The 12,667-nt window shown below is 47.0% G+C and carries 14 protein-coding genes; 4 read left to right on the plus strand and 10 right to left on the minus strand.

Going from position 1 to position 12,667, the window contains the following annotated elements; genetic code table 11:
* Together AC3WRW_RS29345 and AC3WRW_RS29350 are read left to right on the plus strand one after the other, a co-directional pair.
* A partial coding sequence (locus AC3WRW_RS29345) for a transposase (protein WP_492549755.1) occupies positions 1 to 738 on the plus strand: 738 nt, incomplete at its 5' end.
* A gap of 46 nt (positions 739 to 784) precedes the next feature.
* Entirely contained in the window at positions 785 to 1,306 is a 522-nt protein-coding gene (locus tag AC3WRW_RS29350; protein ID WP_492549756.1) for a hypothetical protein, read from the plus strand.
* A gap of 48 nt (positions 1,307 to 1,354) precedes the next feature.
* Here the strand turns inward: AC3WRW_RS29350 and AC3WRW_RS29355 are convergent, their stop codons facing one another.
* Positions 1,355 to 2,968 (minus strand): glycosyl hydrolase family 18 protein, encoded by a 1,614-nt coding sequence (locus AC3WRW_RS29355; RefSeq protein ID WP_492549757.1) that lies wholly within the window; start codon positions 2,966 to 2,968, stop codon positions 1,355 to 1,357.
* A gap of 59 nt (positions 2,969 to 3,027) precedes the next feature.
* A complete protein-coding gene (locus AC3WRW_RS29360) occupies positions 3,028 to 3,429 on the minus strand; it encodes an NUDIX hydrolase (RefSeq protein WP_492549758.1) in 402 nt (133 codons plus the stop codon).
* A gap of 112 nt (positions 3,430 to 3,541) precedes the next feature.
* On the opposite strand from AC3WRW_RS29360, the gene AC3WRW_RS29365 reads away from it, so the two are divergent.
* Together AC3WRW_RS29365 and AC3WRW_RS29370 are read left to right on the plus strand one after the other, a co-directional pair.
* Positions 3,542 to 3,979 (plus strand): DUF6376 family protein, encoded by a 438-nt coding sequence (locus tag AC3WRW_RS29365; protein ID WP_492549759.1) that lies wholly within the window; start codon positions 3,542 to 3,544, stop codon positions 3,977 to 3,979.
* Positions 3,980 to 4,087: 108 nt separating this feature from the next.
* Positions 4,088 to 4,969, plus strand: a complete 882-nt coding sequence (locus tag AC3WRW_RS29370; protein WP_492549760.1) for a DUF4871 domain-containing protein — start codon at positions 4,088 to 4,090, stop codon at positions 4,967 to 4,969.
* Between the two features lie 54 nt (positions 4,970 to 5,023).
* Here the strand turns inward: AC3WRW_RS29370 and AC3WRW_RS29375 are convergent, their stop codons facing one another.
* The 8 genes from AC3WRW_RS29375 to AC3WRW_RS29410 form a co-directional block, all read right to left on the minus strand.
* Positions 5,024 to 5,842, minus strand: coding sequence for a class I SAM-dependent methyltransferase (locus tag AC3WRW_RS29375; RefSeq protein WP_492549761.1), 819 nt, complete (start codon positions 5,840 to 5,842; stop codon positions 5,024 to 5,026).
* Positions 5,843 to 5,865: 23 nt separating this feature from the next.
* Positions 5,866 to 6,435, minus strand: coding sequence for a GNAT family N-acetyltransferase (locus tag AC3WRW_RS29380; RefSeq protein ID WP_492549762.1), 570 nt, complete (start codon positions 6,433 to 6,435; stop codon positions 5,866 to 5,868).
* Positions 6,436 to 6,656: 221 nt separating this feature from the next.
* Positions 6,657 to 7,160 (minus strand): hypothetical protein, encoded by a 504-nt coding sequence (locus tag AC3WRW_RS29385; RefSeq protein ID WP_492549763.1) that lies wholly within the window; start codon positions 7,158 to 7,160, stop codon positions 6,657 to 6,659.
* Between the two features lie 113 nt (positions 7,161 to 7,273).
* Entirely contained in the window at positions 7,274 to 7,960 is a 687-nt protein-coding gene (locus AC3WRW_RS29390; RefSeq protein WP_492549764.1) for a DUF7002 family protein, read from the minus strand.
* A 106-nt stretch (positions 7,961 to 8,066) separates the two neighbouring features.
* Positions 8,067 to 9,785 carry an assimilatory sulfite reductase (NADPH) hemoprotein subunit gene (gene cysI / locus AC3WRW_RS29395; protein ID WP_492549765.1) on the minus strand — a complete coding sequence of 573 codons (1,719 nt, stop codon included), beginning with the start codon at positions 9,783 to 9,785 and terminating at the stop codon, positions 8,067 to 8,069.
* 35 nt (positions 9,786 to 9,820) lie between these two features.
* Positions 9,821 to 11,647: an assimilatory sulfite reductase (NADPH) flavoprotein subunit gene (locus AC3WRW_RS29400; RefSeq protein WP_492549766.1), complete on the minus strand. Its 1,827-nt coding sequence runs from the start codon at positions 11,645 to 11,647 to the stop codon at positions 9,821 to 9,823.
* Between the two features lie 291 nt (positions 11,648 to 11,938).
* Positions 11,939 to 12,154: a hypothetical protein gene (locus AC3WRW_RS29405; RefSeq protein WP_492549767.1), complete on the minus strand. Its 216-nt coding sequence runs from the start codon at positions 12,152 to 12,154 to the stop codon at positions 11,939 to 11,941.
* Between the two features lie 113 nt (positions 12,155 to 12,267).
* Positions 12,268 to 12,546: a hypothetical protein gene (locus AC3WRW_RS29410; RefSeq protein ID WP_492549768.1), complete on the minus strand. Its 279-nt coding sequence runs from the start codon at positions 12,544 to 12,546 to the stop codon at positions 12,268 to 12,270.
* Positions 12,547 to 12,667: the final 121 nt, after the last annotated feature.

Consider the following 12,667-nt stretch of genomic DNA (forward strand, 5'->3'; position numbering starts at 1 on the left):
TTTAAACATCATATGACACGTCAAGAAATTGCTGACGAACTAAACCGCCTCGGTGTCAAAACGACAGATCGAAACGCGCAGATGCTGTACGAGCGGTATCTTGCACTACTTGGCGCAAGTGTTGATCAACATGTCCGCGAAGTATTAAAAAGCGTTTCTGAACAAAATGGAGGCTTACTGCTATCCATGGACGGTGTTCAACCTGAGAAGGGGAATGAAACACTTTATGTGATTCGTGAAGTGTTCAGTGGCACTGTACTGAGTGCGAAAAACTTAAAGAGTAGCTCCTCTGAAGAACTACAAAATCTTATTCGTCCCATTGTCGAGCTTGGCTATCCTATTATTGGCATTGTGAGTGATGGACAACAGTCTATTCGTCTAGCATTTGAAACCTTGCTGCCCCATGTTCCTTACCAATACTGTCAATACCATTACCTGAAAGACATTGCCAAACCTGTTGTAGACCTAGATCGTAAACTTAAAACAGAGATCAAGAAAAGCCTTCGTGGGATTCGAGAAATTGAACGAAAAATAGAATCTCAGAACTCCGTAGAGACCGAGGTAGCTAAGGGGTACATTGCTTCGGTACGGTCTCTGCTGCTAGAAGACGGAAATCCGCCACTGGATCTGCCAGGAATGCGAATTTACCAAAATGCCAAAGCCATTCAGGCCTCACTGGAACAGTGCCTGAGTAAAAAAGGGGCCCTCTATACTTCAATCCATCGTCAGAATATTTAGTAAACTTAATACATTCGAGAATCAATTTCAGGAAGTATGCCGATGGATGGATCCAATTCGGCGCATCGTCTCTGCGTTAGAACCGACTGAAAATAAATCCAGCAGCACGGTGCGTAAGGAAATGGAAGCCATTATAGAGTGGTTATGGAGAACTTACGACCGGGATACAGATGTTTCCATGGTAAAGAATGTGACGAGTTACACCAAGGGTTTCTGGAAAGGTTTATTTTCTTGTTACGATCATGGCCACTTACCTCGAACGAACAATGATCATGAACGGTTTTTCAGGCAGACGAAGACCCGTCATCGACGGATGACAGGCCGTAGGAGCTGGAATGAATACATACTTCGCAATGGAGAGTACGTAGTGCTTGTTGATGATGCATTACAACAGGAAGACTTGACGAACAGGTTAAGTCTTGTTTCTTATGAAAATTACAAACAACAAAAAGAACGCTGGAACTGCAGACTGAACGAAAGTGTACTGCGGAGAAGATTTAGAAAAGATCCATTAGCATACCTCCAAAACCTTGAAAACAAGCATAGTATGTTGGTTATTCCGCTGTAGAAAAAAAACAGCCCAAAACTTGTCGTTTTGGACTGTCCGTAATTAATTTTATTTTGAGAATATTGCCCAATCAGAATCGGTATAATTGCCCATGTACCATAATGAAATACCTTTTAATCCGTAGTACTTCGCAAGCCATACTTTCTTCTCTATACTTGTCGTGTCTTCATAATACATTTCGTGACTTCCCCGATCATCTTGAAAGACGACTTCCCTCAGAAAAAAAGGCAGACTCAAACCTTGATCCGCTCCCGGCGCCTTCAGGCGGTTCTCAACGGCCTCGATGTCCGGATTGAACAATTCGGATTGACCGTTAACGGTAATCCATTGATTGGCCTGCTTGGAAATGCCGAGCACGAGCTTTTCTTTCGGAACGTACGCCAGTGTTCGTTTCACAGCATCGTTCACAAGCGGTAGCGGAGCAGATGGCAGTTTACTGTCAAGATGCGTAAAATCATAGGCCATAAGGATGACCGAATCCGCTAAAGCGCCGATTTCCTTAAGATCATAGCCTTTGTAATAATAATCCGGCTGGACGGCTACAGACATCGGGTATGTCGGTATGGTCGCTTTCAAGGCTTTGAGAAATTGGATGTAGTCCGGTGCGCTAGCGGCTTCCATGAGTCCCTCGAAATCCATCGTCACTCCGGTGAAACCATATCTTGTATCAGTAAGAACTCCCTTTAAAGACTGGATAAAAGCTTTCTGAGCAGGCTCGTCCTTCAAAAATTCCTTAAGATTCTTTCCTCCGTAATAAACCATCAAATCTTTATCGATCTTAGCCGCATCCGCTGACTGTACGGCCTCTTCCCATCCGGACGGAATACGGTATTCCGTTGTGTCTGTCTCCAGCTTGGCAGTGCCTGCGGCTGTGTAGGTCAGATGCGACCATCCGAAAGTAACTTGATTCAGCAGGGGCATACGTTTAATTGCCGGATAAGAACGAATCGCATAGAAGCCTGTCTTCTCTATTCCGCGCGCAGCCACCTCTGTGTCAATAAGACGATAAATGATGGCAGCCGCTTCTTTACGTGTTAGTGATAGCTGCGGGTGAAACCCTGTCTGATCACCTTCCATGATCCCTTGGTTGACCGCAAAGTAAGCATATGGCCCGAGTTTATCGCTGATGGCCGCGCTGTCGGCAAAGTTTCTCTTCCCTTTCTCCTCTTTCCAGCCTTGAGCCGTCCAGCGATTGCGAGCTTCGGCCGGCTGAGAATCGAGTAACGCTTTGCCTACAACGCTTGCCACTTCTTCTCTGGTAATTGCATTTTCCGGATGGAGCATGCCTTGCGAATCCACCAAGAAATCAATCCATTTCCGCTCATAAGCCGCGGATACGAATGGATACGACCACCTTGTCTGGTTCACATCCGAAGGCGCTCCAACCAAAGCGGAGGCGGATGCTGGTTCTTGCTGCTTGGCCGTCATCAACAGTTTAATGAAAGCTTCCCGGGTCAACGTATTGTCCGGTTTATACGTTAAATCTGAATATCCGTCAATAATTCCAATCGCGGATAGCGAATACACTTCATTTTGAAACCAATCTTGATCGGTTACATCCGTGAACGGCTTTAAGGATACGTCATACGCATAGGCGGTTCCTGCCGAGGCCAATACGCAAAGCGCAGCAGCTTGAACCGCCGCTTTTTTGAATATAGACAATACAACTCTCTCCCCTCTGTCCTAATTTGACGTCAACAGTGAGATTTAGTTGCACTATTTTAAGACAGCAAATTCTTCTCATGCAAATGATCAAAAATAATTTGAACGACGCGAGATGCACGATCCCGGTCCTTGTAGGACAGCCACGCCAATTCATCGATTTCGGAAGCGGGGCTCAATTCGCCGTCAAAATCTGCCGTATAACAAGCCATTTTTACGACTATTCCCTCTGACTTGCCGTCCGCTTGCGCTTCGAAATTGCCGAAATGTTTAACCGTTTCCGGCGTAACACGTACAGAAAGCTCCTCTTCAATTTCCCGGATCAGCGTCTCGGTATCGGTCTCACCAGGGTCTCTTTTACCTCCCGGCAAATAAAATAATTCTTTCCCCTTCGAGCGTGTAGCCAAGATTTGACCGTCAACGATGCGAATTAACGCGATTTTATCAATAAATGCTGACATTTCCATGTGCTCCCTTCTATTCCTTTGAAACTCTACTTTCTATAAAAGCGTAATAAAACAATACCAAACAATTCATGTATTCTCAAATTACGCGAAAGAGGAAGTGAAATTGATGAGAAAATCGATGCTGCTTTTCGTACTTGTATCCTCCATGGTGTTGGGCGCATGTTCGATGTTCGAAGGAGCCAGTCATTCCGTAGACTATGTGAATCAAGCAACTGCGCATATCAATAAGCTGAGTGCCTTTGCTGAGCAAGCACCGCAGTTGATCAAAGATGCCGCTACGAATCCCGAGACAAAAAAGGAGCTCGAAAAGCAATTGCTAGCCTTACAAACACAAATCGAGCAATTTAATTTGCAAAGCGTACCGGCCTTCGCCAAAGATTTTCATCAGCAATTGGTAGATAAAAATAAAATCTTATTAGAAGAGATTAATCAGGTGGTGGAAAACGGGCATCTGGCGCTGGATAAACTGCAAAATTCCCAAATCCTTGCGACCATCAATGGCATCGCCGGCCTGATCGATCGGATATCAAATTTGGGAGCATAACAAAAAGGAGTTGAGCGGCTTCTACGCTTAACTCTTTTTATTCATAAGGGAACCTTTTGCGCTTTGAACGGTCTTATTTATTGAGGTGAACAAATTTTCACACCTCAATTGAAAAACAAAGTACTGATACGAGTAAGAAATGCACGCAGAAACCGCAGATTCTCCTCGTTTGCCCTTGCAACGCTTTTACCAGCAGCCATTGTATTGTTTGTGTTTGTCATCTTCGCGAATAAAGATAAGCTCACCTTCTTTGATACTCCTACTATGGAGGTATCGACTAGGTCTGTTGCCGAACAGACACAATATTATGAGCATGGGCGGTTGCTGCTTTCCCTTTCTCCCCAACCTGACGCAAGAGCCGGGGAAATGAACGGCTATCTTTTTCATTTTGAAGAACCTTTCGAGAGTTTTATGGGGAAATCGTTGACGATTCAAGCAGCACATTTGGGAACTGGTCTGGTGGAAACAGTTTCTTCCGAGATCATCAAAGAACCAAGCAGCGGTTACTCCGGACTCGAAAGATACGCGGTCAGATTTGCACTTCCACTGGATGGCATGTGGCGAATCGATGTGAAAGTGAATGACAGTATGTATGGTAAATTGATGCTGCATATGCAAAAACCATCTTGGGAAATCACTCCGATGTTCCAATCCGATGTTTATTGGCTTCATGGAATAGAAAAAAAAATCGGTTTTATTGATGCAGGGTTCATCGCAGGGAAGTCTCAGAAATATATGTGGCACTTTTGGGGAACGGATGAACAGTTGAACGGGCCCTTCGAGGTCAAAGCGGTAAAAGAAGGATCCGATAACATGATCCAGGTTTTCGCTTCAGACCCCTTGAGCTCATCGAACGCTTTGGGCGGACCGCTTAATGGTGCCCACAGAGCGCTTCCAACCTCCATGATGCTGCCCGAAAAGGGGCGTTGGCGGCTGCTCCCTTATGTGCATGGACGACTGCTTGATCCGATTGTCGTTGATGTCAAGTGAAAGGGAAACTTTCGTTTCTGAAACCTGTAAAAACTGCCATTAATTTCAATGAAACTAGACAACGCCCATGCGCAATCGGTAACCAAATAAAATTTCCTTTTCTTCACCGCCGAATGCCTCTGCTACTTGTTCACGGAAAGCGTTGATTTCGTCGTTCAGCTCATGTGCGCCTAATTTCAATGCCGTTTGCAAGCCACCCTGGCTTAAAGCAAGATTGGCATAACGCTCTGCATCGCAAGCTTCCCAGTTATGAAAGACGATCTCTCTGGCATAGCGGAATAAGCCTGAACTCCGAATTTGCTGCAAATGCTCCTCCTTGTTCCACTTGTGAGCCTGCTGCTCCTTCGGAGCCAGCTTTAACGCGCGCGCGTCGCCAAGTGTGATTAGCCGCTGGTACTGCTCCTCGATCTTCCAATCGAACGCCGGCGGCCAATCACAGTCATACGCGGCGAATACGCCGCCGGGACGGAGTACGCGGGCGAACTCGCGAAGCGTGCTTTGCGGCTCCATCCAATGGAACGACTGCGAGCAAGTGATGACGTCGGCAGATGCCGATGGCAGGTCCAGCTCATGGGAAAGCCCTTTTACAAACTGCAGATGATCAGGTCGATTGCTCGCCTCCCACTTGCTAACGGCTACCGCGCGCATATCGTCGTTTGGCTCTACGCCAATGATTCGTTCAGCTTCATTCAGCCACAAAAAAGTCGAGAGCCCTGTGCCACATCCGACGTCAACGACCGTTTGCGGTTTTCGCTGCAAGTATGTAGTTAACAACTTGACGACTTCTTGCGGAGCCGCGGGACGATTCTGGTCATACAATGCGCCAAAGCCGGCAAACCGCTGTACATTACTTGTGCGTACGTTTTCAATCATGGTCCATTCACTCCTTCACTCATCTATACTATCCCGCGAAAGTCTTTGTTAAGAATCGCATACATCCGTTGGTCTACGAATTTCCCTTTTATTTTCATCTGTTCGCGCAAAATACCTTCAAACTTCATTCCCAGTTTTTCCATAACACGACCGGAACCTACGTTATGATTGTTGCATCTTCCCTCGATCCGATTCAGATCCAACTCCTCGAATCCGTATCTGATAATACTTTCAGTAGCCTCCGTGATAATTCCCTGATTCCAGTACCGGCTCGAAACGCCATAGCCTATTTCCGTCTTTTGGTGATCTGCATCCCAACGAATAAAACCCGTTCTGCCAATCAGCTTGCCTGTGCTTTTGTCGATTATCCCCCAGTGGTAAGCTGATTTAGATTCATACTTCCCCAGAACTCTATGAATAAAATTCTGCGATTCAGCAATCGATCGATGAGTATCCCAAGTCGTGAAAACCGAAACCTGGGGGTCAGAAGCAAAATCGAAGTAGTCTAAAGCATCATCCAGCGTAATGGACCTCAAGAGCAAGCGTTTTGTTTCAAAAACGGGCATTTCTACAAACAATTTTTGAACATTCACGGTTATCATTCCTTTCAGTTAAATGTCTCTTTACGTTTCTATGAGTATATACGAGGACTTAAGTGTTTGAATAGATAAAAGATTCAGTTATCACTATTAAACACATCTTCCCGTTTGTTAAGCGAGGGGAACAACAACGACAAAAAGCGATGGATCGGTTCCATCGCCGCATGATCGGACACGAGAACTGCTGCAGCTCCTGTAACTTCCGATTGCTTTATTTAATTCGTTATCGCTTTTTTCAATAACTCGTCGACTTTGGCTTGCATGCTGCGGACCGTGGTTTTTTTATACTGCATACCAAGTCGTAGCACCTTTAACTGCTGTCTGCGAGAAAGATGGCGAAACCGCGGCTCCCGTTTCATAAAAGTACGTATGATCGACCAACTGCTAACCGTCACTCGATCCGGACGAATAGCAGGTACGTCGTAAGGAAGCGATCGTTTGCGAAATTGCTGAACGAACTTCCCGATGCCTGCCGACAACTTGCTCTCATCGACCAAACACACTGCTGTTTGTTTCGATGTATGCTTTTTGAGGAAATGAAAATGATGATGGCCATCAATAATGACGTAGCCCTTCGCCTTTCTGCTTTTCTGCACAACCAAAAGGTGCATAAGGTCTTGCGCGACTTTTTTTAGTTCTTTTTTTCGTCCCGAGGTTTTGGTTATGGTACTTTCCGGTTTAATTTTACTTAGAGGTATATATTGCACCGTAAATCTCATCCGTCCCCCTCCTCGTCACTGCTGTTTAAACCTATCCATTTGTTTGATGTAACAGTGTATGTGGGATAAGGCCCGGTAGTTGCATGTCTGCTCGAAAATCGTTGTAGGAAATATTACAACTCCACGATATCCGACCATGGTTTCCTTAAGTGCCCCCAGCTGTCTGGGAAAGCTAGAGTCTCATTTCCGCTCACATAAACAGCTGTTAAAAGGTCCTTCACACCATGCATATTGCCTTCAATAAGAACCTCGCGTATTTGAGATGGCGTACTGGGCACCAAATCATTCTTAACGAGACTAAACTCCTTAAGCGGTAAAAACATAGCCAAGCTCTTCTTATACGAACAATGCTTTGGAAATCGCGGCGAGCTGCCCGAATCGTATTTGGATAGCTTTACTTCGGCATGGGATAACAGGTTATAGGCATGAAATGCCAGAACAGCAAAGGCCTCCTGCGGCTCTCTCCGGGCGTAGGTGGCCATCATTTTTTGACAATCCCGTAATGTCGGCCAAAAGAACACATGTCGGTCCAGGTAGGTCCGGAATTGTTTTTGCGTTGTGGAGGCATCGATCATGCTGTCAGCAATTCTCAGGTGTGAATTGATCGTGATCTCTTGATCGTGATAATCGACAGGCTCGGGCTTTAACCGGCGTTCGCCTCCGTAGACAGGTTGGATACTATAACTGGAAAACAGCGTATCGAAATGAGCAATTGCCTTCAGATTTTTCGCTCTCGTAAAATGGTATAAAGTTTTCCTGTTTTGAGCTTTCGTTATTTGCAATAACACCGAATCGTCCATTGTATTCTGCTCCTTGTACATCAAACCTTCCCATAGGTTACCACAATTAAAAAAGGCTATCCGTCAGATCCTTTTCAGACCTTCGGGACAGCCCTGTCAACCATGATTATGCGTGAAACTCTTGACCGGAACGAACTTCCTTCACATAGCCGGCGCGAATGACAAAATCACCGAAGTGCTCGCCATCCCAACGCTCTTTCGCATATTGCGTAATAATCGGCTGAAGCGACTGTAAAATCTCAGCTTCGCCGATGTTTTCTTTATACAGCTTGTTGAGTCGGTTGCCGGCATGGCCGCCGCCCAAATACATGTTGTATTTTCCCGGTGCTTTCCCGATGAAGGCAAGCTCCGCCAGCATCGGACGTGCGCACCCGTTCGGGCATCCCGTCATACGGATGGTGATTTCTTTCTCACTAAGTCCTACTTCATCCAGCATAGGCTCGATTTTCTCCATCAACTCAGGCAGATAACGCTCGGCTTCCGCCATCGCCATGCCGCAAGTCGGAAGAGATACGCAGGCCATGGAACTTCTGCGCAGCGCGGAGTAATGAAGACCATCTGTAAGACCGTGCTCCTTGATGAGTTCTTCGATCTTCTTCTTCTTTTGAGCGCTAACGTTTCCGATAATCAAATTCTGGTTCGCTGTAAGTCGGAAATCACCGGAATGAATTTTGGCAATTTCACGAAGTCCTGTCAACAAACGGTAGTTATCTTCATCTTTCACGCGTCCGTTTTGGATAAACAATGTGAAATGCCATTTGCCGTTGCTTCCTTTGACCCATCCATAACGATCTCCATTATCATCAAAATGGTAAGGACGTGCGGCTTCAAGCTTCCAACCTAGGCGAGCGGTTAGTTCTTCAACGAACCATTCGATGCCGCGGTCGTCAATCGTATATTTGAAACGTGCATGTTTGCGTACGGAACGATCGCCATAATCACGCTGAATCGTAACGGTTTTTTCTGCCACATCAACCACTTGATCCGGCGTTACGAAGCCGATGACTTGGGCAACTTGCGGGTATGTCAGCGTATCGCCGTGCGTCATCCCCATGCCGCCGCCAACGGTAACGTTAAAGCCTTTCAATTTACCGTCTTCTACAATCGCGATGAAGCCGAGATCTTGGGAGAAAACGTCCACATCATTGGATGGCGGAACCGCGATGCCGATTTTGAACTTACGCGGCAAGTACACTTTTCCATAAATCGGCTCTTGCTCGGCGTCCTGACTGTCTACGATTTTCTCTCCGTCCAGCCAAATCTCATGATAAGCGCGTGTCTGCGGATCCAGATGGTTGCTGATGCGGCAAGCCCATTCGTAAACTTCACCATGCACATCAGAAAGGTAAGGGTTAGGATTGCACATAACGTTACGGTTCACGTCGCCGCAAGCAGCCAATGTGCTAAGCAAAGAAGCGTTAACTTCTTGGATCGTTTTTTTCAGGTTCCATTTGATCACGCCGTGAAGCTGGAAGGATTGGCGCGTTGTCAAACGGATCGTACCGTTTGCATATTTTTGTGCGACGCTATCCATCATTAACCATTGATCCGGTGTCACGACACCGCCGGCAGCACGAACGCGCAGCATGAACTGGTAAGCAGGCTCCAGCTTTTGCTTTTGCCTTTCGTTGCGCAGATCCCTGTCATCCTGCATATAGCTGCCATGGAACTTCATCAAGCGGTTATCATCCTCGGGGATAGATCCCGTAATGGTATCGATAAGCGTCTCTTCGAGACTTCCGCGCAAATAATTGGTTCTTAGTTTAATATGTTCAACTTCGCTATGCGGTGCGCTGTTCTTCGACAGTAAATTATTTTCTGACATATCGGCTCTCTCCTCTAGCAATCAACGGGTTCGTCTTAGTAGACGTCCCGCTGATAGCGTTTCTGCTGTTGCATACGGGACAAGTATTCAGCAGCTTCTTCCGAGCTGAACCCGCCCTCTTGTTCAATAATTGTTGCCAATGTTTCATGAACATCATGCGCCATGCGCTTCTCGTCCCCGCAGACGTACACGCTGGCTCCTTCTTGCAGCCATTGATACAGTTCTTTGCTTTTCTCAAGCATCCGGTGCTGGACATACACTTTTTGATCGGTATCGCGGGAGAACGCAACATCCATGCGCGTCAACACGCCATCCTTCAACCAGCGCTGCCATTCAATCTGATACAGGAAGTCCGTTGAGAAATGCTGGTCGCCATAGAATAACCATGTTTTCCCTTCCGCACCCGTTTCTTCACGCTCTCCTAGGAATGCGCGGAAAGGTGCCACCCCTGTGCCAGGTCCGATCATAATGACCGGCGTATCCGGATTTTCCGGCAATTTGAAATTCGGATTGTTTTGAATGTATACCGGCAATGTTTCGCCGGCTTTTACTCTTTCCGCCAACTGCACGGAGCACACGCCGTAACGTTCACGTCCGCGAGCTTCGTAGCGTACGGCACGGACGGTTACGTGCACTTCATCCGGGAATGCTTTCGAGCTGCTCGCGATGGAGTATAAGCGGGCAGGCATTTTGCGAAGAACCGCAATAAATTCACCGGCTGCAATTCCTTTCAGCGAGTAGTCCTGTACCAAATCAAGCAGATCTCTGCCGCTGATATATGCTTTAAGCTCCTGCTCGTTCCCAGGTGCTACAAGTCCGTTCAAATCCGTATTTGTCGTCAATTTGGCAATTTGCTCAAGCAATGGCTTCGTTAATACGGTAATCTCGAAGTTACGAGTTAAGGCATACCGAACGGAACGTTTGTCACCGTTTTTATTGACCGTTACGGACTCGTCGGCGTCCCAGCCCATAGCTTCGATCAATTCCTCGACGAGACGAGGATGATTTTCCGGATAAATGCCTAGGCAATCGCCTGGCTCATACTGAAGGTTCGAGCCTTCCAGCGAGATTTCCACGTGCCGTGTTTCGCGGTCTGACCCGCGGCCGTTCAAATTCAAGTTCTCAAGCACTTCCGCCTCGAACGGATTCGTTCTTGAAAATTCGGACTCTGCGCCAGTCGCTGTGCTTGCAGGTGCCCCGCTCACAGCAGCGGAAGACGATGCGGAAGCTGCGCTAAGCGAGCTTAGTACGCTGCTCATCCACTCTGCTGCCGGTTCATCGAAATCTACATCGCAATCGACGCGCGGCGCAAGCTGTTTACCCCCAAGCTCACCCAAACGCTTGTCGAAATCTTTACCTGTTTGGCAGAAGAATTCATAAGACGTATCGCCAAGCGAGAGCACCGAATACCGCAATCCATCCAGTTGAGGCGCTCTTTTGCTGTGAAGGAACTCATGGAAAGAAATAGCATTATCCGGCGGAACTCCTTCGCCATGGGTGCTGACAAGGACCAACAAATTTTGCACCTTCTTCAAACCGTTCGGCTTGAAATCGGACATGGAAGAAAGCGTTACCTGAAATCCTTGCTCTTCTAGCTTTTTCGAAAACTTCTTAGCTAATCCTTGCGCTTTACCGGACTGTGATCCGAAGAGCACCGTAACTTCTTTGGAAACCGTCTCGACGGTTGGCGCCGCAGCCGTTACCGGTGCCGAGACCGCACTCGCCGATCCTGCCGCTCCATTGATTGCAGTAAAATAACCGCTCAACCAAACTCGTTGTGATTCTGTCAGGGTAGGCAGCAGACGATTTAGCAGTTCTACCTGCTCCTGATTAAAAGGACTGTTCGTGACTTGAAGTTCCAACAAAATCCACCTCTCGTATCTTGCAGTAATAAGAAAATCCCCATTTATTTTGTCGCATAATTTTTCACTCTCTTGAACCTATCATAGGTTTTCCCATAGGTCAATTATAATGAATTTATAAGTTCTATCAGTTTAACTGATAAGGGAGGACGTGAATCATGTTCGCGATAGAAATGAAACAAGAAAAACCCAGCCAGCGGCTGGGTTTTTGTATAAATCCATGCGTTCGAGCACGGGGAGGGAATACGAGATGGGACTCCAACCGTTTCTTGAAATCGTGTTTCCGCCCCATCACGATTCGGACACAGCGGCCGTTATCTTCGCGAAAAGCGTCGTATGTTTCTGTTGGCGGACACCAGAGACCTTATTTGCCGATTGCGCGGCGAGTTTAGTCCCCATTAAGCAAGTAACAGCACTGGTGTCCGCTACACGTTCAAAGTGGTTCTTTTCCATTAAATAACGGCCTCTCAGTCCGTCAGCAATGACACTCACTACGCTAGCGCGCAATACGTCTACGCAGCCCCTGCCGCACACGAGTATCTCAACTCGACGCGCCGTCTTGTTCTGATGGTCCTGATCCTGTCCTGATCCTGGGTCGCATACGACCGGCTCTCACATCCTCACAGCCTCATCAGCGCTCGGCGCTCAGCCTGGGGCCTGCAAACGGAACAAACCCCCACTACTCTGCCCTGCTCGTCCGAATAGAACGCCAGCTTTTTTTCCTTCTTCCGGCAGAAGGAACAAGCACTTTTGTTCGGAGCGGAAGCCTTCTTCGTTCGATACAAGGACATATTAATTACTTTCGCCGTTTCTACTTTATCTCTGACTTTGCGAGTTAATTTAAGAACCCCAAACAGCATAAGCAAAAGCACGGGAACTAGAATGATAATATAAAGCATGGCTCATCCTCCCTTACATATCCTATTGTTCATTATAACTCACTTGATCCTCAATCGTCGTCATACACGTATCAAGTGGAAGGAAAAGGGTCATCTTGGTGCCTTGCCCGGTTCAGAAGCT

The sequence above is a fragment of the Paenibacillus sp. FW126-R14 genome (assembly GCF_058789495.1).